The organism is Microcoleus sp. A6-C6 (assembly GCF_036705955.1).
Lineage (GTDB): Bacteria > Cyanobacteriota > Cyanobacteriia > Cyanobacteriales > Microcoleaceae > Microcoleus.
Genome location: NZ_JAUBVR010000012.1, coordinates 70,407 through 92,729, shown reverse-complemented (window position 1 = coordinate 92,729; position 22,323 = coordinate 70,407). Strand labels below are relative to the sequence as shown.

The following is a 22,323-nucleotide window of genomic DNA, read 5'->3' as shown; positions in this document are numbered from 1 at the left end:
GTTTGATCCGGAGAGTGGCAGAGGGGAGAATTTTTATGCTGCCGAATGCCTTCTTCCCTGTTTTTACCCGAAAAAGTTGGTTTAAAGCCGGAACCCCTAAAGGCGAGAAATTAAAATCAGACTATTCATTACTCCAATCCTCGGACTTCTTTTGTCAAGTGCTGTCAACCCAACGACTGCGCGAGCGAACAAGCTGTCAACTGTCAACTGAACCGCTGAAGCCGTTATAGCCATCTTCCCTCTTCCTTCTTCCCTCTTCCTTCTTCCTTCGGAACCCTTCAGAAGCCTGCTCTGAAAATCGTTGACGCAAATGGTTACACTTTTTGCTAAACTTGTTAACCAAGAAATAGTATTTACAAGGATGGCTAGGGATGTCAGCAGCCGCGCAAGTAACCGACTCTACCTTTAAGCAGGAAGTGCTCGATAGCGAAGTTCCAGTTCTAGTGGATTTTTGGGCTCCCTGGTGTGGGCCCTGTCGGATGGTGGCGCCCGTCGTAGAGGAAATCGCCCAGCAATATGAAGGGCAGGTGAAGGTAGTAAAAGTTAATACCGACGAAAATCCTAACGTCGCCAGCCAATACGGTATCCGCAGCATTCCGACGCTGATGATATTTAAGGGAGGTCAGCGGGTTGATATGGTGGTTGGAGCAGTTCCGAAAACTACTCTGGCCAACACTCTGGAAAAGTACATTTAACTGAACTGCGAGCAGTTTCGCGCTGTTTTTTTTGGCAGCGAAAGCTAACTTCCTTCAAAACTGGGGCAAAGCTACTAGAAAAGTTATTAGCTGCTAGCAGCGCAATTTGCTGGTGGCTATTGGCTGATAAATGTGGCTTGCCCCCTTAATTTTGATGATCCGACAAATTGTTACCGTTACGGAAAAATTCATGCTTCCTTCTGGTCAAGGTTTTGAGTCCCTCCAAGCTGATGCGATCGACTTAATCGATCGCCTGCCAATGTTAAAGCACTCTGAGTGGATCGAACGATCGCTCTCGACTGTAGTGCAAATGGCCGGAGAGGAACTCGATCGCCTTGACTGGAAAATTATCTCGTCGTCTCTGCGAGATATGGAAAAGGCTTTTCAGATGTTTTATCCTTACCGCCACGTTCGCAAAATTGTAATTTTTGGTTCGGCGAGAGTGTCGCCGACATCAGCGGAATATTTGATGGCCCGAGACTTTGGGCGGGCGATTACCCAGCAGGGATTTATGGTGATTACTGGCGGCGGGGGCGGAATCATGCAAGCGGGGAACGAGGGGGCGACTGCTGAACGTTCTTTTGGGCTGAACATTCAGTTACCTTTCGAGCAGGGTTCTAATCCTTTCATTGCGGGCGATCGCAAATTGCTCAATTTTAAATATTTTTTCACTCGCAAGTTATTTTTTCTCCGGGAAAGCGATGCTTTGGCTCTGTTTCCGGGCGGTTTCGGCACTCTGGATGAGGCTTTTGAGTGTCTGACTTTGATTCAAACTGGCAAGTTCGGGCCTGCTCCTGTGGTATTGATCGATCGACCGGGAGGCGATTATTGGCACGATTGGAATACTTTTGTGCAAAAACAATTGCGGGGCCGGGGTTTGATTTCTGCTGACGATCGCAGTCTCTACACGATTACAGACGATGTAAATGTCGCTTGTGAGGCGATCGCGAGTTTTTATCTGGTTTATCACTCCTGCCGCTACGTGCGCGAACAACTGGTAATTCGCTTAAAAACAGAGCTTTCTGAGGAAAATGTCGATCGGCTAAATGTTGATTTTAGCGATATTGTAGTCACCGGAAAAATCGCCAAAAGTCAAGCTTTACCTGCGGAAATAGGAGATCCAACTTTCGAGCTACCGCGCCTGACTTTGCATTTCAACCAGCGGAATTTGGGGCGGCTTTATCAGCTAATTGCTGCGATTAATGAAATGGGTGCAGCTTCGCCGGCGGCCGCGCATCCAGAACAAAAGTAGCCAGTTAACTGTTAACTGTTGACTGTTGACTGTTGACTGTTGACTGTTGACTGTTGACTGTTAACTGTTGACTGTTAACTGTTGACTGTTGACTGTTGACTGTTAACTGTTGTCAGTTGATATAGCAATCCTAAATGATTTTCTGTAGGGACACGGCTTGGCCTTAGTCCCTACAGATGGATTTTGGGGAAATCACATTTATGTTCGCCGCACGTGATAATGATTTAGGATTGCTATAGTTGATAGTTGATAGTTGATAGTTGATAGTTGATAGTTGATAGTTGATAGTTGATAGTTGATATAGCAATCCTAAATGATTTTCTATTTACCAGTAGGGACACGGCACTACCTTGTCCTGATGTATTTTGGGGAAATCACATTTATGTTCGCCGCACGTGATAATGATTTAGGATTGCTATAGTTGTCAGTTGTCAGTTAACAGTTGATAGTTAACGACGAACTTTGATATGGGTGAGATTGGAAAGAAGTTTGACAACCTGTCTTTTGACAAAAGCGATCGACTGAGATAAATATTTGTATAAAGTCAAGAAAAAAGCGGGCAATAGCCAAAGCAAATATTGTTATACCATTTTTCTAAAGATGTGCTATAGATGAATTCCAAAGCCCCCCCTTAATAAGGGGGGGTTGGGGGGGTAAAATCTAGCGCTACTTTATGAAATTGGTATTAATATCTCGATCGCCTTATTTTGGAAAAAACCAGCACAATGCTAGACCTGCTGCTAATTAGCACTTTGGGATTTCTCGGCAGTTTCGGGCACTGCGTGGGAATGTGCGGGCCGCTGACAGTGGCGTTTTCTCTCTCCAATTCCCGCAACGAAAAATTAGCTACTTTCCGCTTTCATTTGCTGCTGAATTTAGGGAGAATTGCTGCTTACGGCTTAGTGGGCGCTGGAATTGGCGGACTGGGTTCGGTGTTAATTGCTGGCGGACAAATGGCTGGTACCGGTAGCGGATTGCGGCGGGCGATCGCACTTTTCACAGGTACAATGCTGATTTGGTTCGGAGTAGTCCAAATCAAACCGGGCTTGCTACCGCGATTACCACTGCTACACCCAATGTCGCACGATCGAGTCGCACAAGCCATGAACAAGCTTTCGGCGCACCAAAACTGGTGGGTACCGGCAGCTTTGGGTTTGCTTTGGGGTTTAATTCCCTGCGGTTTCCTCTACGCCGCCCAGATTAAAGCCGCTGAAACCGGAAATCCGATTTTCGGTGCCGCGACGATGTTAGCTTTTGGATTGGGAACCCTACCAACCATGCTGGGAGTCGGTTTTTTCGCCGGCAGATTCAGCGCTGACAGGCAAAGTCAACTGTTTCGGATGGGCGGGTGGGTGACAATTTCGATCGGGATTCTTACCTTGCTGCGAACCGACGAAATGGTCGATTTTACAGGCCACGCAGCGCTGCTGTGCTTGATGCTAGCACTGTTGGCGCGTCCCGTTAGCAAGTTTTTGCCACAACTGCTGCGTTACCGGCGCGCTTTGGGTGTAGGTGCGATCGCGATCGCCCTTGCCCACACCTTTCATATGTTGGATCATACGCTGAATTGGAACTTTGATGCTGTATCTTTCATGGTGCCGCAGCATCAGTTGGGAATCGTGGCTGGGATGCTGTCGCTGCTGTTGATGTTGCCGGCGGCGGTTACAAGTTGCGATCGCATTCAACATTATTTAGGCAAACTGTGGCGGCGAATTCACCTGTTAACCGTTCCCGCTTTTTTGTTGTCCGCCATCCACGCAGCCCTCATCGGTTCCCACTATCTCGGCGGCTTTGAATGGAAATTGCACAATCAATTGCTGACCGCCGTTTTAACCGTAGTTGCAGTGTTAGTTATCGCAGCGCGATCGCGCTTATTTTGGTCAATTTTATCACTGGAGAAGTTCTATGTTTCGCCTGTCAAACAAAAGTAAAATTTTGGGAATATTAGTTTTTTGCGGATTGCTAGTCGAAGCCACAATTCCGACAGCGCCACAATTTAACTCAATCGCAGTTTTCGCCCACGAAGTCGAAGTTTCCGGCGATGTTGCTGCTACCTTTCACCTCGAACCAAACCACAATCCCCGCGCCGGAGAAACCGCGAGAGTTTGGTTTGCCCTGACTCGCAGGGGCGGTCAAATTATCCCCCTAGAGCAGTGTAACTGCAAATTAGCGGTTTATCCAAAACAGCACAAAAAGGGCGATAAGCCCCTAATGCAGCCGCCTCTCAAAGCCATATCTGCGGAGAAATATCAAGGCATTCCGGGCGCTGACATCGTATTTCCCAAGGCTGGTATTTATGAACTAAAATTGAGCGGAACAGCAAAGGCAGGAGCTAATTTTAAACCATTTGAATTTAATTATACTGTCACAGTTCGCTAAGATCATCTTTCCATCACCGAACATAAATCTTGTAGGGGCGGGTTCACCGACAATAAATGCCTAAAACCCACAATCTCATAAACCCGCCCCCACCCAACATTCGGTAATATCATATACACTCTTCATCAGAATTATTCGTCTCTCTCCTCTCTTTCTCTGCGCTCTCTGCGCTCTCTGCGGTTAAATCATTCCGATCAAATCTGTATAAAACCTTAAAAATTGCCAACTCTACAAAATGTCACAAATTTTTACACTACATTATAACCAGTGTCAATTCTGGAAATTGTTCAAACTAATACCATTTTTCTAAAGATGTGCTAATGAAGTCCGAAGCCCCCCCTTAATAAGGGGGGGTTGGGGGGGTAATATCTAGCGCTACTTTATGAAATTGGTATAACCTCTCTTGAACTGACTAAAGGATATAACAATGGATATCTTATCTAACACCGTTGCCTTATCGCGGATGCAATTTGCGCTAACGGCAATATTCCATATGCTGTGGCCAGTTCTGACTACTGGAATGGGGATTTATCTGGTAATTGTTGAAGGAATGTGGCTGAAAACTCGCAATCCTGACTACTACCACCACGCTCGTTTTTGGTCTAAACTATACGTTCTAAATTTCGGGATTGGTGTAGCTTCCGGGATTCCGATGGAATTTCAATTTGGCACGAATTGGGCACCATTTTCGGAAGCTGTTGGTGACTTTTTTGGCAGCATTTTGGGATTTGAAGCTTCAATGGCATTTATGCTAGAAGCAGGCTTTTTAGGAATTATGCTATTCGGTTGGGATCGCGTTCACCCGATCGTCCATTATTTCGCTACAATCATGGTAGCTTTCGGCGCAAACCTTTCCACAGTCTGGATTTTAGTCGCTAACTCTTGGCTACAAACTCCGGCGGGCGGAGAAATGGTGAATGGCAAATTTATTGTCAGCGATTACTTTCAAGCAATTATGAACCCCTTCGCATTAAACAGCATTCTGCATATGTTTTTTGCGACGTTAGAAACTTCACTGTTTGTAATTGGCGGCATTAGCGCTTGGTACATTCTCAACAAGCGCAACCAAGCCTTTTTTTCCAAATCATTAAAAATTGCCATAGCCACAGCAATCGCCGTTGCACCTTTGCAGATATTCATCGGACATTTAAGCGCCGAACAAGTTTATCGCTATCAACCCACTAAATTAGCTGCGATTGAAGCTAAGTGGGAAACCTCCCCAGCCGGAGAGTCAGCCGATTGGACTTTAATGGCTTTACCTAACGAAAAAGCTCAAAAAAATGACTGGGAAATTAAAATTCCCAATGGCTTAGGATACGTTCTGGAATTCAAGGAAAAACTATCCGAACCCGTTCTCGGATTAAAAGAATGGAAGCCCGAAGATAGACCCCGGATGGTGGGTTTAATCTACTATTCTTTCCGCATCATGTCCGGGATTGGATTCTTTTTTCTAGGATTGATGTTATTCAGTATAATTCAGTGGATGCGAGGCAAACTTGCTGCTGAAAATATCAGCAGTCAAACTTGGCTGATGCGGGCTTGGGTATTAGCTGCGCCGCTGGGATATATTGCTGTAGAATCGGGTTGGATAGTGCGCTGTGTCGGCAGACAACCGTGGGTTTTATACGGGAAAATTCGCACTGCTGATGGTGTATCAGCAATCCCCGCTAGCAATGTTTTAACTTCCCTCATCTGCTTTGCCGTTATCTACAGCTTTTTGTTTGTTTGTGCGATGTATTTCGGCAGCAGAATTATCCGCAAAGGGCCGAATTTAACTCTGCCGTTGCCAGGATTGGACAATGAACCAGCGATAGAAACTCAACCTGCAGAACATATTCCAGATCAACGCCCTGTAGAAGCACAACAATAGGAGATTTTATGCAAGGTTTGGAGCATTTTCTCCCGCAAGTTTGGTTTGTAATCTTGGCTCTATTTCTCCTCCTTTACGTCATGCTAGACGGTTTTGACTTGGGAGTCGGAATCTTGTCTCTGACTGCTGACGATGAGGAACGCAGGAGCATTTTAATGACCAGTCTGGGCAACGTTTGGGATGCGAACGAAACTTGGCTGGTTTTAATGGGAGGCGCTTTATTTGGGGCATTTCCCCTCGCTTACGGCACGATTTTAACTGCTTTGTACATACCGATTTGTATGATGCTTTTCGGCCTGATTTTTCGGGCTGTCGCCTTTGAATTTCGGGAGCATTCCAACCGGAAAAAATTTTGGAATTATGCTTTTGGGGTAGGCAGTTTTTTAGCATCTTTAGCTCAAGGATTCGCCCTCGGTGCGGTGCTCGAAGGCATTGCGGTTGACGAAGCGGGTCACTTTGTCGGTACTACTTGGGATTGGCTGGATTGGCGATCGATCTTGGTGGCTTTGACGTTGGTTCAAGGCTATGTTTTGATCGGTTCCACCTATCTAATTATGAAGACTGACGGAGAACTGCAAACAAATCACTATCGCACTGCTAAAATTGCAGCCGTGACGACTTTAATCGGAGCAGTTTTAATTACGATCGCCACTCCGATTTTTTACGAAAGTATCAGGGCGAGATTATTTGAAAAACCGCTAGTTTATGTTTTTGTGGCGATTCCTTTGCTGGGGGCGCTGCTGGTGGGAATGCTGCTAAAAAGTTTGGCAAAAAAAGAAGAACGAACGCCGTTCGTGTGGACAATTTTGATTTTCTTGCTAACTTTTTTCGGCTTGGGATTAATTGTTTTTCCCTACATTATCCCGACCAAAATTACGATTTACCAAGCCGCCGCTGCGCCCAGCGCCCTGGTGTTTATGATTGTGTTCATTGGCTTTTTGATCCCGATTATGATTTTTTATAACATCTACAATTACATTGTGTTTCGGGGTAAGGTTACTGGCGGCTACGGCGAATAAAATAGGTTCGTAGTGAGGACTTTAATCCTTCTAAATTTCTAAGGACTAAAGTCCTCACTACGAACGAATGGGTCGCTGAAAGCAGGATTTTTGATAAAATCTTCATCGGTTAAACTGTGCAGGAAAGCCAATAAATCGCGCTGTTCTTGCACGTTGAGTTTGAAGCCAGAAACAAAGTTGCTTTTGAGCAGATTTTTGCTACCTATTCCCGCAAATTCTCCTTTTTTAATAGTTCTGCCGCCCGCTTTGTAGTGGCCGATAACTTCGGGCAAGGTTTTGATACTTCCGTCGTGCATATAAGGTGCTGTCAAAGCAATATTTCGCAGGGTTGGTGCTTTAAATTTGCCCATATCTGAGGGTTCGCTGGTGATTTCGTATACTCCAGTATTGTTGGGCGGATAAGCGCCTTTCCCGTCAATATTGTACAATCCTGTATTGTGAAAAGCTATTTCTTTGAAAGCTAGGCGATCGTGCATGATAGAATCTGAGAAATTTAGCCCGCCGTGGCAGTGAAAGCATTCTAAACGTTCGCTGTTAAATAATTCTTCGCCCCGCTTGGCTGAGGCTGAAATCGCGCGGGAGTCGCCGTTGTAGCGATATCTGTCGTAGGGAGAACTGAGGGAAATTAAAGTGCGTTCAAAAGAGGCGATCGCCTTTGCTAAGTTGCTAATATTAATAGGATTTGGTTCTTGACTAAAAGCTGCCACAAACATTTTTTGGTATTGGGAATCCGATCGCAACATTAGCAAAAGTTCCTCTTCTTTACCCACCATTCCCATTTCTACCGGATGTTCGCCAAACAAAGGTACTAATAGCTGAGATTCGAGTTTATTTTGTAGCGGGTTAGCCCAAGTTAGCACGGAATTGTAGCCAATGTTGGCTAAACTCATAGCATTGCGCGGGTGTTTTTCTCCGGTTGCGCCGACTCCTAATGTTTTTCCGTCGGTGAAAGCTTTGGCTTGAATGTGACAGGAAGCGCAGGAAAATTCACCGGTGACTGACAGGCGTTTTTCGTAGAAAAGATGCCTTCCTAATTCGACTTTTTCTTGGCTAATTGGGTTGTCGGCTGGTACAATGGGTTTTGGTATTCCAGGGGGAATGTTCCAATTGTAGGTAAAAGTGGGGGGATTTGCTAAACTGGAATTTGTGGAGGATAATACTGCACTCAAACTCATTGCTAGGAAGCATGATAAAATCCAGATAATAGTCAGATTTAATAATTTTTTCCACTTCATTTGATGTTTTATAGATAGCCGATGGTTTGATAATTACATAGAGATTGAGGTGCGAGGTAAATAGAGGCAGAGCCTCCGGATCTGCATTACCAGGCAGAGCCTGGTAACGAGCAATGTATAAGCCTAGATAGAGATAAAACCGCCCCCACGAATGCTATAGAAAGATGCTGTGTCAGTGCTATTACTTAACTTGAAAGAAAGTTTGTCGCGCAGCAGGTTTGTCTCCAAATGGTAAACCTAAATTTGTCATAATTCCGGCGCAGTCGCCGTCATTTGGTTCTGACATACATCCGGGCGGAGTATTCGCTTGATTGACTGCTAAATTAGTTTGAGAAACCAGGGATTTTAGGTCAACAATAACTGTATTTCTTGTGGAATCGAAGTTACTCAAGATTACTTTTGATGTGTTAGCATTGGCACAGGTAGTCGGCTTTTGATTATTGCCTTCAGCTTTGCATCCCGTGCTGCCTAAATGAATCATAAAACCTTGCAATCCGCCACCGTGACTACTGCCATGACTGCCTGCGTTGTGAGCAATTGGGCTACTTTCTTTGCCAGATTTGCTGTCGGGCTTTTGGTCAACCATTTGATTTTTTATGTCAATTCTCAGAAATTTGTAGCCGCCGCGCCAGTTCCACCACAGCGAGGTTAAATTGAGCGGAGAAGGTGCTAGACTTGCATCTTCGTGATTGAGGTTAGAAGGCACGCCGAGGGTGAATTGCAGACCTTTGTAGCTGCCTTTGGGTATTGTGCCGATTAGCCGATCGCGAATTTCGACTGTTCCGTTAGCGCAAGCCCCGGATTTGTTCTCAAAATCTAGTAAAGCGACGTTTTGATGCTGCCATTTACCGTCTTGTTTGAGAGTCAGCGGTACAGCTTTGCCACTAGCGTCAATTAATGCAGCATCGGATACATAAAAGCGGAAATCTGTAGGGGTAACTGTAGCAGCCGATGTACCTAAATTGCTGTAGCTTTCGCCACAGTTAAATGGTTTTTCGCCTACCATCGCGCTAAATTTAATCTCTACCGCTTGAGTTTCTGCCGCCGTTGCTTGATGTCTGTCAATGGCTGAATAGCTGCACAAAATACCGATGCCTGCGGCTGTAGAGGCTAGGATTAGTTGTTTTTTCATTGAAAGACAATTACAATACTAAGTGTGATAATTTCCGCATAATTCTTACACTTGTTTACTTATATTGTCAAATGACGGCTTGTCAAACTTGTATGGAAGAAGGAAGAGGGAAGAAGGAAGAAGGAAGAAGGAAGAAGGAAGAGGAAAAATGTATGATTAAGTCTTTCTCAAAAAATAGTCGAGCAACATCATTTATGATGTACTATCGATAAGTAATTACTTATATTGCTAGGACGCGCTTGCCCTCTTAAACCCGGTTTTTAGCAGAAATATCAGGTTTGGCAATGAGGATTATACGGGAGCATCTCAATTTTGCATTTATAGTGCGAGCTTAAGAGCTCGCGTATTGTACAACTCGCGAGTTCTTAAGCTCGCACTATAAAAAAAATGCTTTTTGCAAAACTGAGATGCTCCCGGATTATACAAAGAAACCGGGTTTTTTACCTAGAATCTAAAATCTAAAATCTAAAATCTAAAATTACATGAATCCTCTGCCAAATTACCGCCCCAAGCAACTTTCTCTCGGCCCTTTGGAGGCTGAGATTTTAAATATAGTTTGGGAGCTAGAAATTGCTACAGTCAAAGAGGTACACGATCGCATTTTAGCCGATCCAGACCGCGAATTAGCCTATGCTTCAGTCACAACAGTGCTGCGGCGCTTGACTGAGAAGGGTTGGCTGGCCTGCGACAAAACAGAACGGACGTTCGCTTGGCAACCTTTAGTTTCTTGCGAAGAAGCCCGATCGCTATTTGCTTACGATCGCTTGCAGAAGTTTCTAGCAGTTGGCAATCCCGATATTGTAGCAGCATTTGCTGACAGCCTCGACCAAGCAACAGTCGAACAATTACAAGAAATTTCCCTTCGCATTCAAGCTGTCCGCCAAGCCCGGGAGGAGCAAAAATAATGCACTTAATTCTGATTGTTACTGCGTTGGTTGCAGCTTGCTGTTTGAGAATTAGATGGTCTGTTCCTCAAGGAAATTGGGCCAGTCGCTGGCAGCGATCGCTTTTATTTTTCTTGTTTCCCCCGCTGCTGTTGCTCGCGACAGCTATAGCAGTTGTTTTTATGGGAACTCAGGGACAAATGGTAAGATTGTGGGACGGATGGTTTAGCTATTTACTAGCTGTAACTTTTTTAAGCCTAGCTACAATTTTGTGGATCAAGCTAGCCACAGATGGCTATCTATTTTTAAAGCAAATTCGCACTTTTCCTCAGAAAAAAATAGCCGGAATCAATGTCAGAATTATCAACACGCCAGCTTTTTTTTCTGCGATAATTGGTTTTTGGAAAATAGAATTTACACTAAGTACCGGATTGTTAAAAAACCTAGATTCAGCTCACCTGCAAGCAGTAATTGCTCACGAACAAGCGCACTACTATTATCGCGATACGTTCTGGTTTTTCTGGTTGGGATGGCTGCGAAAAATTACTGTTTGGCTGCCGAATACGCAAGCTTTGTGGGAAGAGTTATTAACGCTGCGGGAATTGCGGGCTGATGCTAAGGCTGCGGCGGGAGTGGATGGTTTATTGTTAGCAGAAGCTTTGTTGTTAGTGGCGAGTTATCCACACCGAAATTTTGATGTAGATTGCGTAGTTGGTGCTGTCGGTTCACAAAATAGATTGGGAGAGAGAATAGAGGCTTTATTGGCAGAGCCTGAATTAGTTTTAAAGGTGAATAAATGGTTTTTTTCTTGGCTAATTTTAACGCTTTTGCCTTTGTTAACTGTGCCGTTTCACAGTTGATTGAAGTGGCGAGGATCGAAGAAATAACTGGTTTCCATGCGCTGACATTTTTGAGCTAATGTCACTAGCTGCATTGCCTCGGCACAGGATTGGGTGGGCTTTTCCTGGCCTTATCTTCACAAAGGAAGCTCGATCGCAAATTCCGTCCCCTCACCCAAAACCGAACTGCAACTCAAGGTTCCGCCGTGTTTTTCAACAACAATTCGGTAGCTGATGGATAATCCTAAACCGGTGCCTTTTCCGAGCGGTTTTGTGGTAAAAAACGGGTCAAATAATTGGCTGCGAACGTCTTCTGTCATGCCGAGCGCATTATCGGCAATTTTGATGCAAATACTATTTTCGTTAAGGGCTTCGGTGCGAATGCTAATAGTTGGTGTCCAGTCGCAGTCGCCCGTTCGCCTTTTTTGGTTGCAAGCATCTTCTAGCGCGTCAATACTGTTGCTCGCCAGATTCATAAATACCTGATTTAGCTGACCTGAATAACATTCAATTAATGGCAGTTGACCGTAATTTTTAATTATTGTGATTTCAGGATAGTCGGATCTCGCTCGCAGTTTGTTATGCAAAATTATCAGCGTGTTATCTATCCCTTCGTGAATGTTTGCCGCCTTCTTTACCGAATCGTCTAAACGCGAAAAGTTTCGCAAACTTAAAACTATTTCCCGAATCCGATCGGATCCTATTTTCATTGAAGATAATATTTTCAGTAAATCTTCTCTCAGAAATTCTAAATCGATGTTTTCAATATATTTTTGAACTTCGACTTTTGGCTGAGGATAATGTGTTTGATAAAGTTCCACAAGCTGCAACAAGTCTTTCATGTATTGGGTGGCGTAGGAAATATTGCCGTAGATAAAACTGACTGGGTTGTTGATTTCGTGAGCCACTCCCGCTACCATTTGACCGAGACTTGACATTTTTTCGGTATGAATTAGGTGAGATTGGGTTTCTCGGAGTTCTTTGAGAGCGATTTCTAGCTGCTGGGCTCTGTTGTTGGCGATCGCCTCAGACAGCCGCAAAGCATCCTCGGCTGCTTTGCGCTCTGTGATGTCAAAAATAGCGCCGTTGAGGGATATAACTTGACCTGCTGGGCTGAAAATGGCTTGACCTTTTTCTGCAACCCACCGCACATTTCCGTCGCTGTGAATTAGGCGATATTCGATCGCGTAAGGCTGCTTTGTCTTAATCGCGCGATCGATCAATTGCTCGATCGCCTCCGCATCATCGGGATGAACTATACTAGGAAAAGCCTGCACCGGTTGAATCATAAAGTTAGCTGCGGGGTAGCCGGAAATAGCTTCTATGCCGTTGCTGATAAACCTTAGACTCGATCGCCCTGCCGCACTGCAACGATAAACTGCGCCGGGAATGTTAGAAACTAAGGATCTAAATTCTTCTTCTCTTTCCCGCAAAGCTGCTTCAATTTGCTTGCGATCGCTAATGTCGCGAGCAAAGGCGCACTGATATTCTTTACCGTTAAATTCCAAATGGTCGATCGTAATTTCCACCGGAAAAATGCGACCGTACTTAGTGAGGTGGTGAACTTCAATATTAACGGAACCGCACCTTTTTAAGACTTTCCAGTGCAAACTCCAAGCAGTTTCGGGAAAATCTGGATTAATGTCGTGTATAGTTAGGTCGATCAATTCTGCGGCAGAATATCCCAAGGAAGAGCAAGCCGCGTCGTTGACGTATACAAATTTACCGTCCGCTCCGATCCAGAATACCGCATCTGCCGATCGATCGATCGCAAATTGAGCCAACTGCCACTTTTCCTCAACCCGGTGGCGATCGGCAATTTCTTTTTCTAACTGTTCGTTAAGCGAATTAACAATGGTTTCTGAATCGGCTAGCGCGATCGATTCTTTTACAAATTCTACTGTCTGGATATCTGGGTTTTCGTGATTTTCTTCTACTTCTTTGAACAGCATTTTTTGAAGATTTTTTGTTTTATTTAAGGTGAATTGAGTCAGTGCTTTCGGCATCAGAGCGATCGCCGCTGCTGCTAACAGTAAAAAAATTACAGCAGTTGCAGCTTTGAGAGTTACAGACAACCAATAAATAGAATGCCAAAGCATCCAAACTTGCATCAATTGAGCAGCGCCGCAGGCAAAAAAACCAACAGTAAACAACCGTCCAATCTTGCTGCGATCACCTTGGCGGGTAAAATAGACTAAAGATAGCGCCACAGAGCAATAAGCCAGAGCCGTCAGCGAGTCAAAAACAGCATACAGTCGCAACTCCCGCAGCGCGTCACAGCCGACTGCGGAAGATACAGGAAGTGTGGAAAAAAAAATTGTTAATTGTTCTTGCATAAAGTTCAAGAAAATGTATCTATACCAATGCAAATCCGCTCAAATACAATTATTTGATTTTTGGGAGTGAAATATTGAGATAATTATATACTTTTTCGAGTTTGTCTGAAACAACACTTCGGACAGTTTTTTGATATCCCACCATATAATCATGGTTTCGGGGCGCTTGAGGCACAGGATATGCCTGCATGAAAATCAAGGTTTTCATACTGCGAGCTAAAAACTTAGTTGGCTGATGCGCTGAATTCAGAAACCCGGTTTCTTCGTATATTTCTCGCTATCAAACGTAAATTGTGTAGAAACCGGGTTTCTCGCCCCCGCGAATTCCCGACAGCAAACATAAAACAGCAAACAGTAAACAATAGTCCCCGCGAATTCCCGACAGCACTGGGAGCATCTGGTGTTTTGCAAAAAGCATTTTTTTATTGAGCGTGCGATCGTCCCCGAAGAGCGAGTACAATACGCGAGCGGGGACGATCGCACTATAAAGGCAAAACTTAGATTCTCCCGACACCACTTAGGAATGAAAATTTAATAAATTAAGCACCTCCTACAGTCTTCTTTCCTGTAAGTTGCGATATCAAAGGAGGCAGAGCCTCCGGATCTGCATTACCAGGCATAGCCTGGTAACGAGCAATCGCTTAAGTTATTAAGTTTTCGATCCTTATCAGAAAAAATGCTTTTTTTCCAGCCGGAAATGCTCCCAAATAGCGGACTTTTAAGGCAGCGAAAATCTCAATTTTTGCGCTAAATAATCCACAATGAATTAAGCGCCACCAAGCACCCAATGCACCAAAGTCCGAACTCCAAAACCTGTAGCTCCGGGGCCGTTGTAGCCGTTTTCTTTCTCGATCCAAACCGGGCCGGCAATATCTAAATGCGCCCAAGGAGTATCCTTGACAAACTGCTTCAAGAATAGCGCCGCTGTAATCGCACCGCCGGGACGGGGCCCTGTGTTTTTCATGTCAGCGTGCAATGCTTTTAAGCCATCAAAATACTTCTCTTCCATCGGCATTCGCCAAAACTTTTCGCCTGCCAATTCTGAGGCGGCGACTATTTCGGCGGCGACGCTATCTTGAGGACTCCACAAACCAGCTATATCGTCGCCCAATGCAATTACGCAAGCGCCTGTCAGAGTTGCTAAATCGACAATTGCATCAAGTCCCAATTTATCAGCAAATACCAAAGCGTCAGCCAGGGTTAAACGCCCTTCTGCGTCGGTATTGTTGACTTCAATTGTTTTGCCGTTGGAAGCTGTGAGGATGTCTCCAGGGCGCATGGCGCGGCCGCTAATCATGTTTTCGGTGACGGCGCTGATAAAGTGAACTTCGACATCTGGTTTGATGTGTCCGATCGCCTTTGCCGCTCCGAAAGCAGCCGCAGCGCCGCCCATATCGGTTTTCATAATTTCAATGCCGCTACCCGTTGGTTTGATGTTCAAACCGCCAGAGTCAAAAGTCACTCCTTTTCCGATAATTGCAATTTTGCGGCGCGGTGTGCCTGCGGGTTTGTATGTCAGGTGGATGAATTTCGGCGGCAAGTCGGATGCTTTGGCCACGCCGAGAAAGGCTCCCATACCGAGTTTTTCGCAGTCTTCTTGCTCTAATATTTCTAATTCTAAACCGCATTCTGCCGCTAGAGTTTGAGCGGTTTCGGCCATTGTAATCGGGGTGACATAATTGGCTGGTGCTGCGACTAATTCCCGTGCTAAAATGACTCCGGCAGTGATTTGGCGGGCCAGGGCGATCGCGCTTTCGGTACCGGCAAAACCGAGCAAATGAATTTGTTCGATCTGCGGGGTTTTATCGTCTGGTTCCGATTTGAAACGGTTGTCTTGATGCAGGGAGAGTTCGACTCCTTCGGCGATCGCGCTGGCTGTCACATCCGCTGCGTTTTTCCACACAGGAAGGCTAATGCCGAGGGTTTTGCATTTCTCTTTTTTGGCTAACTTGGCGCAAACGCCCGCAGCTTGCCGCACGGTGTCTAATTTTAAGTCCGAGGCTTTTCCCAAACCGACGATCGCAATTTTGCGGATCGGATTATTGCCACCGACTCGGGCGATCGCACTGGTGCCGATTTTGCCCTTAAAATCTACTTCCTGAATCAGCTCTTTTAAAGTGCCTGCGAGTTGTTCGTCTAATTGTGCCAAATCGCCCGTGAGTTCCAAAGCGTCCTCAAATAGACCAATTGCCAGGGCATCTCCCTTCCAAGCAGAGCGGGGTTTATCGGTGACTAGAAATTCCATGTTTTGATTTACTGTTTAGATTTGAGATTTTTGATTGTACTTTGTTGTTGGCGGTTTGTGGTTTTTCGTTGGTGCGGGTAAATATATCGATCGCACAAATTCCCCGCTGCACATCAAAATAAATTCTGGTACTATATCAGCGTGGAACGAGCTCGATGCCTGCGATGGCGTGGAACAGCCCTCCTACCTGTGATCGCTCTTGACAAGAGATCGATTTTCTATTCTTAATTATCTGAAATTTTCCCATGCTAAAGCAACGTAAAACCCAACTTTCTATTTTAATCAGCGTTTCAGTTTGCGTGATGGTGCTCGGCTCATTGGTTGCCGCCGCAAAATTGATGGGTGTCGGCCCGTTCCAGAAGGCTCAGCAGCCCCTAGATGCAGCGAATTCCGGATCGTCGTCCGTTAAGATGCTCGTATCGCTCTCACCCCAGGAGCGATCGGCGAAATTAGTTGAACTCGCCACCCTGCAGCCTGCAAGTACCAATCCCCAGCAAGAAATCTCCCCTCAAAGTCGCGCCCGCTACCTGCTGGCCAGCGATTTAATCCAGCAAGGAGATGCCACCAAAGCATTAAAATTATTGGACAATTTAGAGCAACAATATCCTATTTTAGCCTCTCATATTGCCCAAAAACGTGCCCAAGCTTACGAATTAAGCGGCGATAAAGACAAAGCACAAAAAGCTTGGGAAGAACTTCTCAAAAATTATCCCAACGATCCAGTAGCAGCGGAAGCTTTATATGTTTTAGGCAAGTCAAAACCGGAATATTGGCAGCAGGCAATTACTGAATTTCCCGCTCATCCGCGCAGCATAGAAATTGCCCTGAAGAAGTTAAAAGAAAATCCCAACCAGCCGCAGTTGATGCTGCTAGTAGCAAAACACGGTCATTATGTCAAAGATTACGGTACATTATTAGAACAATTGGTGCAGCAAAACAGCGCTAGTTTGAAACCAGAAGATTGGGACGAAATTGCTTTTGGGTATTGGGAAAAACAGGATTACGGCAAAGGAGCAATTGCTTATGGAAAAGCTCCCCGCACCGCCAAACATCTTTACCGGAAAGCTCGCGGTTTGTGGCTTGACGGTCAAATCCCGGAATCAAAAATTGCCTATCAAGAATTAATTACGGCGTTTCCAGATTCCGAAGATACTGGTTTGGGATTAATTCGGCTGTCGCGACTCAACGAGCCCAAGGATGCGATGGTTTGGCTCGATCGCGCGATTAGCAAATTTCCCAGTTATGCCCCCGAAGCTTTGCTAGACAAATCCAAACTTCTCGACAAAGCAGGTAGCGCTCAATCCGCCTCAGATACCCGCAAATTGCTATTGACAAAATACAGCAATTCTGATAAAGCAAGTGAGTTACGTTGGGCGATCGCCCAACAATATGCCAAAGCCGGAGATTTAAAATCAGCTTGGCAGTGGGCGAGGGAACTAACCACCAACAATCCCGACAGCGAACAAGCAGCAGAAGCAGCATTTTGGGTGGGGAAATGGGCGCAGCAACTAGGCCGCGACCAAGATGCAAAAACATCATTTGAATACACCGTTTTACGCTATCCAGAATCATATTTCGCATGGCGGTCTGCCGTATTTCTGGGCTGGCCAGTAGGCGACTTCACCACAGTCCGAGATTTGTCTCCCAAGGTAGTGCAACAGCCTCAGCGCCCCGAACCAACCGCAGGTTCTCCAGCATTAAAAGAACTCTATCAACTAGGTCAAGATAGAGATGCTTGGACTCTGTGGCAAACAGAATTTACCAACCGTATAGAACCGAGTATTTCCGAACAATTTACCGACGGTTTAATGCGAATTGGAGTTGGAGACAACTTAGAAGGTTTGTGGATGATTGGGAGTTTGCGGCAGCGCGAAAAACCAGACGATCGAACCGAATACCTCGCTCTCAGACAGCAGCCTGCCTATTGGCAAGCATTATATCCTTTTCCGTACCTAGAAACCATTGTCAAATGGTCTGAAGAGCGCAAAATGAATTCAGTATTAGTAACAGCTTTAATCCGGCAAGAATCGCGATTTATGCCTGGTATTAAATCAGCAGTTGGCGCGACAGGTTTAATGCAAGTAATGCCGGAGACAGCAGCTTGGGTTGCTGAGAAAATTAATCTCAAAAAATATTCATTGGAGAATATAGACGACAACATTAAACTAGGAACTTGGTATTTGGATCACACTCACGACGAATACAAAAATAACTCGATGTTAGCTGTGGCGAGTTACAATGCCGGGCCGAATGCAGTAGCAGATTGGTTGAAGAGGTTTGATTTTAGTGATCCAGATGCTTTTGCCCAAAAGATTCCATTTCCTGAAACGAAAGGATACGTGAAATCGGTGTTTGAGAATTACTGGAATTATCTACGGATTTACAATCCAGAAGTTAATCAGTTGATGACTGAGCATTATGCGGCTGCTCAAAAAAAAGCAAAGCCTTAGTTAAGTTGTAGGGTGCGTCAGGATGGGATTTTTGGTAATGATTGAGAATGCTCGAAGTGACGTACCCTGTGGCTAATTCGATCGCCCAAACACGATAAAATCACTGCGATCGATCGCACTAGCCGACACTCCATTCACAGTAGCCAAGAGTTGACCATTCTGAGAAATCGCGATCGAAGCTGCATTAGGGCTTTGGGTAATAGTGAGTTGAGCAAAAGTTAAACCACCCGCTAACACCAGCAAATCTTCACCTTTAGTAAAATCAGTAATTACATCACTGCCTTGTCTCAAGGTTAACACAAAGTAATCGCGGCCGCTTCCACCTTGCAGCGTATCGTTTCCTAAATCTCCGATCAACCAATCATCGCCAATTGAGCCAATCAAAGTATCGTCACCTTTGCCGCCGTAAATAGTATCATTGCCTTCTCCACCGCAAAGTTTATCTGTATCGTTATTACCAAAAATTAAGTCATTGCCATTACTGCCACAAAGGTAATCTTTTTGACTGCTAGCATCTGCTGCAATCTTGTCAGTATCTCCAAAAAATGTATCATCGCCGTCGCCAGCGCAGATGGTGTCATTTCCCAAATCTCCAAACAGCAAATCATCGCCGGAATTACCGAAAATTAGATCGTTATCTTTGCCACCATGTAAGGTATCATTATCTTCGCCACCAGAAAGAGTGTCTTCTCCTTCTTGTCCATATAAAATGTCGTTTGCCCGATCGCCAAAAAGCAAATCTCGTCCAGTTAAATCACCATCAGACGAGTCTGAAGTACCGCCAAGTAAGGTATCATCACCGTCATCACCAAGTAAGGTATCGTTGCCTTTATCGCCCCAGATTAAGTCATTGTCTTTGCCTGCGATCGCCAAATCGTCATCTTTACCAGCATAAATAATATCATTGCCAGCGTGACCGATAATGTAGTCGTTGTTTTCGTTGCCAAATATCGTATCGCTGTCTATATCCGCGCCGACAGAAATGCTGCTGGCTAAGCCACCGTAAATATTATCGCTGCCTTCGAGTCCAATTAGCAAGTCGCTGCCGTTGAAACCATTGATGCTGTCGTTAAGATTGTTGCCGGTTAAGGTATCTTTGCCGTTAGTACCGTTGAGAGTATGTTGAGTAATATTGGATATTGCAATGGAAGTGCGATCGGGTAAAATAGTGCCACAAATACAGTCTTCGATAGGGTAAAAAATGGGTGAAGGTATTGGCGTGACGCTTGGTGTTGGGGATGGTATTGCGATCGCTATTTGACTTGGCGCAGGAGTTGGTGTCGGAGTTTCCGCAGCAGTTGGTGTCGAAATTGCAGTCGGAATTGCAGTCGAAGTTGGAGTTGGAATTGCAGTCGAAGTTGGAATCGGAATTGCAGTCGAAGTTGGAATCGGAATTGCAGTCGAAGTTGGAATCGGAGTTGAAATTGGAATCGGAGTTGAAATTGGAATCGGAGTTGAAATTGGAATCGGAGTTGAAATTGGAATCGGAGTTGGAATCGGAGTCGGAATCGGAGTTGAAATTGGAATCGGAGTTGAAATTGGAATCGGAGTTGAAATTGGAATCGGTGTTGGAATTGGAGTCGGTGTTGGAATTGGAGTCGGAATCGGAATCCAGGGGGAACGCATCTTATTGAACACGGTTCATCAGTGATGAGTATATTTTAAGATAAATTCACCATTGTTAGAAGCTATAAACACACTTTGTAATGACTTTTAAGAAAAAAGAGGAACTGATTAATGATGGCTTTTACTTGCTGCCCTTTTTAAGACAATAAAAAGCTGACAACAACTGTTTACAAGTTGTATAATAGTTAACAATGAGTTGTTTATGAGAATTTAGTTAACTGAAACAGCGAGAATTTTAGTCAAATAGTCATCATCCCACCCGGCTCGAAGTCGCTTATTCTTTACTCCAGTTTTTGAGGTTTTTTCTTGATTTAAAAGATTGAGCGAAATGTGTCTAATTACGGCAAAATTTTGCGGAGCATTGTCTTTTCTAATCCGACAATCATCTTCACGAAAACCCACATCTAATACCCAATGTAAACGATTTTCTATTCCCCAGTGGCTACGGACTGATTCACCAAACTTTTGAGCATTATTTGGTGAACTACTAATGTAATAGCGAGTCTCAATAGTTGTTTTTCCCTTCACTATTCTCACGGATTCTATCATACCTACACTGTGAAGTTTTTCCCATTGATTTTCGGGGTCGATCAGCTCTTTGATGTCACTTAAAATTAAGTGATGTCGGATTTCTGAACGCCCATGATTACTCTCTTTTTTGGTTGAATAAGCTGTATGTTTAAATCCAGAAAATCCTTGTGCAAGTGCTTGTTTAAATAACTCTTCTACTCTGGCATATAGAGATGGCTGGTTCTTTTTTAAGGTGATTACGTAATCTCCTCCTTGTTCGACTATTGACTTCACAATTGACCTCTGACAGCCCATAGCATCAATTGTGACAATGCTTCCGTTTAATTTTAATACTTTAAGTAAAGCCGGAATGGCTGTGATTTCATTGGATTTTTTATCGACTTTAACTTGACCTAAAACTAATCTTTGACTGGTTGCCCAAGCACTGACCATATGAATCGCTTTCTTATCTCCTCCTCGATCGTAAGAATGGCGAAGAGTTTTGCCATCAAGTGCGATTACTTCTCCTAGATTTAAGCAGCTAATAGATTGAATCCAACTCAAAAAACATTTCTGAAATTGCTCCGGGTTGAGGCGAGAGAATACTCGCGCAATTGTGTCATGTGAAGGTATGCCATTCGGCAATTCTAAAAATTTCTTTAACCATTCGTATTTAGCTCGACCGTAACTTTCGATATCCACCCATGTATCAGCACCGCAAATCACGGCACAAATTGAGATGGTGATAATATCAATTAATTGATGGCGCTTCGTGCGCTCAATTCTTGGGTCTTCTAAGTCGGAAAAATGGTCGGCAATGGTGATTTTAGGTTTGAGTTTCATACAGGTAAACCCTGATTAAATGTTTTTCAGATACTCAATAATTCTTCTATAATATAGCATATTCTATTAACATAAAGTTTAGATGCGTTCGCCCTGAATCGGAATCGGAGTCGGAATTGGAGTCGGAATCGGAGTTGGAATTGGAGTCGGAATCGGAGTCGGAATCGGAATTGGTGTTGGAATCGGAATCGGAGTCGGAATTGGAGTCGGAGTCGGAATTGGTGTTGGAATCGGAATCGGAGTCGGAATCGGTGTTGGAATCGGAGTCGTATCTACAATAGTCAAAACAGCCGTAGAAATCGCTCCCAAATCAGCCCCATTAGTAGGAGAAATCAATCTGAGATCAACAGTTTCATTACCTTCTACTAAGCTGTCATCAATAATTGGAATAGTGAAACTTTTACTGCTTTCGCCGATCGCAAAATTCAGCGTACCAGATGCAGCAGTATAGTCGTCACCAGCATTAGCACTACCGTTCGACGTACTGTAACTCACATCAGCAGCAACCTCAATACTATTGCGAGTAACGGTAATTGTCGCAACAGAACCGTTTTCGCCAACGCTGTAGTCAGCATTGCTAAAGTTAAACGTGCCTGGACTCTTAACCGCAATCTTCACCTGAGCGGGAGGAGAATCAATGATGCCGTCATTAACTTTGTATGTAAAGCTATCTGTGCCCGAAAAGCCAGTATTGGGAGTATAAGTAAACGAGCCGTTTTTATTTAAAATGAGATTGCCGTTGCTAGGCAAAGTAACCGAGACAGCCGTCAGCGGGTTGCCATCGGGGTCGGAGTCGTTGACTAGCACTCCCGCGATCGCATCCGCGCTGAAAACAGTGTTCGCCAATGTACTATAACTGTCTGGATTAGCGATCGGTGGCTGATTAGTGACATTCAATTTGACCGGCACAGTCGTGAAAAAAGGCGGGAAGGCCCCGTCAGTGATGCTGTAGGTGAAGTCGTCAAAACCAACAAAACCAGGATTCGGAGTATAGCTAAAGGAACCGTC

The 22,323-nt window shown here is 44.6% G+C and carries 19 protein-coding genes; 11 read left to right on the top strand and 8 right to left on the bottom strand.

Annotation, left to right across the window (positions count from 1 at the left end):
• Window positions 1-371: 371 nt before the first annotated feature.
• The 6 genes from trxA (at window position 372) to cydB (ending at window position 7,215) form a co-directional block, all read left to right on the top strand.
• Window positions 372-695 carry a thioredoxin gene (trxA, locus tag QUB52_RS07775; RefSeq protein WP_265239802.1) on the top strand — a complete coding sequence of 108 codons (324 nt, stop codon included), beginning with the start codon at window positions 372-374 and terminating at the stop codon, window positions 693-695.
• Window positions 696-885: 190 nt separating this feature from the next.
• Window positions 886-1,947, top strand: a complete 1,062-nt coding sequence (locus QUB52_RS07770; protein WP_332972827.1) for an LOG family protein — start codon at window positions 886-888, stop codon at window positions 1,945-1,947.
• Between the two features lie 725 nt (window positions 1,948-2,672).
• Window positions 2,673-3,878 (top strand): urease accessory protein UreH domain-containing protein, encoded by a 1,206-nt coding sequence (locus tag QUB52_RS07765; RefSeq protein ID WP_332972820.1) that lies wholly within the window; start codon window positions 2,673-2,675, stop codon window positions 3,876-3,878.
• The gene (locus QUB52_RS07760) at window positions 3,853-4,326 is read left to right on the top strand and encodes a hypothetical protein (RefSeq protein ID WP_332972819.1); all 474 of its coding nucleotides are present in this window, start codon (window positions 3,853-3,855) and stop codon (window positions 4,324-4,326) included. Before QUB52_RS07765 ends, QUB52_RS07760 begins: the two co-directional genes overlap by 26 nt.
• A gap of 427 nt (window positions 4,327-4,753) precedes the next feature.
• On the top strand, window positions 4,754-6,196 hold the full coding sequence (locus QUB52_RS07755) for a cytochrome ubiquinol oxidase subunit I (RefSeq protein WP_332972818.1): 1,443 nt from the start codon (window positions 4,754-4,756) through the stop codon (window positions 6,194-6,196).
• Window positions 6,197-6,204: 8 nt separating this feature from the next.
• Complete coding sequence (gene cydB, locus QUB52_RS07750) at window positions 6,205-7,215, top strand: cytochrome d ubiquinol oxidase subunit II (protein WP_332972817.1); 1,011 nt, start codon at window positions 6,205-6,207, stop codon at window positions 7,213-7,215.
• A gap of 38 nt (window positions 7,216-7,253) precedes the next feature.
• On the opposite strand, the gene QUB52_RS07745 is transcribed toward cydB, so the two are convergent.
• Complete coding sequence (locus QUB52_RS07745; protein WP_332972816.1) at window positions 7,254-8,450, bottom strand: MbnH family di-heme enzyme; 1,197 nt, start codon at window positions 8,448-8,450, stop codon at window positions 7,254-7,256.
• 181 nt (window positions 8,451-8,631) lie between these two features.
• Window positions 8,632-9,582, bottom strand: a complete 951-nt coding sequence (locus tag QUB52_RS07740) for an MbnP family copper-binding protein (protein ID WP_332972815.1) — start codon at window positions 9,580-9,582, stop codon at window positions 8,632-8,634.
• A 71-nt stretch (window positions 9,583-9,653) separates the two neighbouring features.
• Between QUB52_RS07740 and QUB52_RS07735 the strand changes: the two genes are divergently transcribed.
• The 3 genes from QUB52_RS07735 to QUB52_RS07725 all read left to right on the top strand — a co-directional run bounded on the left by QUB52_RS07735 (window position 9,654) and on the right by QUB52_RS07725 (window position 11,326).
• Entirely contained in the window at window positions 9,654-9,794 is a 141-nt protein-coding gene (locus tag QUB52_RS07735) for a hypothetical protein (protein WP_332972814.1), read from the top strand.
• A gap of 270 nt (window positions 9,795-10,064) precedes the next feature.
• A complete protein-coding gene (locus QUB52_RS07730) occupies window positions 10,065-10,487 on the top strand; it encodes a BlaI/MecI/CopY family transcriptional regulator (protein ID WP_332972813.1) in 423 nt (140 codons plus the stop codon).
• The gene (locus tag QUB52_RS07725; RefSeq protein WP_332972812.1) at window positions 10,487-11,326 is read left to right on the top strand and encodes a M56 family metallopeptidase; all 840 of its coding nucleotides are present in this window, start codon (window positions 10,487-10,489) and stop codon (window positions 11,324-11,326) included. Before QUB52_RS07730 ends, QUB52_RS07725 begins: the two co-directional genes overlap by 1 nt.
• Before the next feature lie 116 nt (window positions 11,327-11,442).
• Here QUB52_RS07725 and QUB52_RS07720 read toward each other — a convergent pair whose 3' ends face one another.
• From QUB52_RS07720 to QUB52_RS07710, 3 genes are all read right to left on the bottom strand, one after another.
• Window positions 11,443-13,641 carry a PAS domain-containing sensor histidine kinase gene (locus QUB52_RS07720; protein WP_332972811.1) on the bottom strand — a complete coding sequence of 733 codons (2,199 nt, stop codon included), beginning with the start codon at window positions 13,639-13,641 and terminating at the stop codon, window positions 11,443-11,445.
• 280 nt (window positions 13,642-13,921) lie between these two features.
• Window positions 13,922-14,158: a hypothetical protein gene (locus QUB52_RS07715; RefSeq protein WP_332972810.1), complete on the bottom strand. Its 237-nt coding sequence runs from the start codon at window positions 14,156-14,158 to the stop codon at window positions 13,922-13,924.
• A 249-nt stretch (window positions 14,159-14,407) separates the two neighbouring features.
• Entirely contained in the window at window positions 14,408-15,886 is a 1,479-nt protein-coding gene (locus tag QUB52_RS07710; RefSeq protein ID WP_332972809.1) for a leucyl aminopeptidase, read from the bottom strand.
• A gap of 34 nt (window positions 15,887-15,920) precedes the next feature.
• Between QUB52_RS07710 and QUB52_RS07705 the strand changes: the two genes are divergently transcribed.
• Complete coding sequence (locus QUB52_RS07705) at window positions 15,921-16,079, top strand: hypothetical protein (RefSeq protein WP_332966169.1); 159 nt, start codon at window positions 15,921-15,923, stop codon at window positions 16,077-16,079.
• A 52-nt stretch (window positions 16,080-16,131) separates the two neighbouring features.
• The gene (locus QUB52_RS07700; RefSeq protein WP_332972808.1) at window positions 16,132-18,336 is read left to right on the top strand and encodes a lytic transglycosylase domain-containing protein; all 2,205 of its coding nucleotides are present in this window, start codon (window positions 16,132-16,134) and stop codon (window positions 18,334-18,336) included.
• Window positions 18,337-18,408: 72 nt separating this feature from the next.
• Here QUB52_RS07700 and QUB52_RS07695 read toward each other — a convergent pair whose 3' ends face one another.
• The 3 genes from QUB52_RS07695 to QUB52_RS07685 form a co-directional block, all read right to left on the bottom strand.
• Window positions 18,409-19,962 (bottom strand): hypothetical protein, encoded by a 1,554-nt coding sequence (locus QUB52_RS07695; RefSeq protein ID WP_332972807.1) that lies wholly within the window; start codon window positions 19,960-19,962, stop codon window positions 18,409-18,411.
• 210 nt (window positions 19,963-20,172) lie between these two features.
• A complete protein-coding gene (locus QUB52_RS07690) occupies window positions 20,173-21,315 on the bottom strand; it encodes an ISAs1 family transposase (protein ID WP_332972806.1) in 1,143 nt (380 codons plus the stop codon).
• Between the two features lie 78 nt (window positions 21,316-21,393).
• A partial coding sequence (locus QUB52_RS07685; RefSeq protein WP_332976149.1) for an Ig-like domain-containing protein occupies window positions 21,394-22,323 on the bottom strand: 930 nt, incomplete at its 5' end.

Excerpts from the sequence above, each read along its gene's own strand:
- trxA (WP_265239802.1), top strand. The coding sequence starts at position 372 with ATGTCAGCAGCCGCGCAAGTAACCGACTCTACCTTTAAGCAGGAAGTG.
- QUB52_RS07770 (WP_332972827.1), top strand. The coding sequence starts at position 886 with ATGCTTCCTTCTGGTCAAGGTTTTGAGTCCCTCCAAGCTGATGCGATC.
- QUB52_RS07765 (WP_332972820.1), top strand. The coding sequence starts at position 2,673 with ATGCTAGACCTGCTGCTAATTAGCACTTTGGGATTTCTCGGCAGTTTC.
- QUB52_RS07760 (WP_332972819.1), top strand. The coding sequence starts at position 3,853 with ATGTTTCGCCTGTCAAACAAAAGTAAAATTTTGGGAATATTAGTTTTT.
- QUB52_RS07755 (WP_332972818.1), top strand. The coding sequence starts at position 4,754 with ATGGATATCTTATCTAACACCGTTGCCTTATCGCGGATGCAATTTGCG.
- cydB (WP_332972817.1), top strand. The coding sequence starts at position 6,205 with ATGCAAGGTTTGGAGCATTTTCTCCCGCAAGTTTGGTTTGTAATCTTG.
- QUB52_RS07745 (WP_332972816.1), bottom strand. The coding sequence starts at position 8,450 with ATGAAGTGGAAAAAATTATTAAATCTGACTATTATCTGGATTTTATCA.
- QUB52_RS07740 (WP_332972815.1), bottom strand. The coding sequence starts at position 9,582 with ATGAAAAAACAACTAATCCTAGCCTCTACAGCCGCAGGCATCGGTATT.
- QUB52_RS07735 (WP_332972814.1), top strand. The coding sequence starts at position 9,654 with ATGACGGCTTGTCAAACTTGTATGGAAGAAGGAAGAGGGAAGAAGGAA.
- QUB52_RS07730 (WP_332972813.1), top strand. The coding sequence starts at position 10,065 with ATGAATCCTCTGCCAAATTACCGCCCCAAGCAACTTTCTCTCGGCCCT.
- QUB52_RS07725 (WP_332972812.1), top strand. The coding sequence starts at position 10,487 with ATGCACTTAATTCTGATTGTTACTGCGTTGGTTGCAGCTTGCTGTTTG.
- QUB52_RS07720 (WP_332972811.1), bottom strand. The coding sequence starts at position 13,641 with ATGCAAGAACAATTAACAATTTTTTTTTCCACACTTCCTGTATCTTCC.
- QUB52_RS07710 (WP_332972809.1), bottom strand. The coding sequence starts at position 15,886 with ATGGAATTTCTAGTCACCGATAAACCCCGCTCTGCTTGGAAGGGAGAT.
- QUB52_RS07700 (WP_332972808.1), top strand. The coding sequence starts at position 16,132 with ATGCTAAAGCAACGTAAAACCCAACTTTCTATTTTAATCAGCGTTTCA.
- QUB52_RS07695 (WP_332972807.1), bottom strand. The coding sequence starts at position 19,962 with ATGCGTTCCCCCTGGATTCCGATTCCGACTCCAATTCCAACACCGACT.
- QUB52_RS07690 (WP_332972806.1), bottom strand. The coding sequence starts at position 21,315 with ATGAAACTCAAACCTAAAATCACCATTGCCGACCATTTTTCCGACTTA.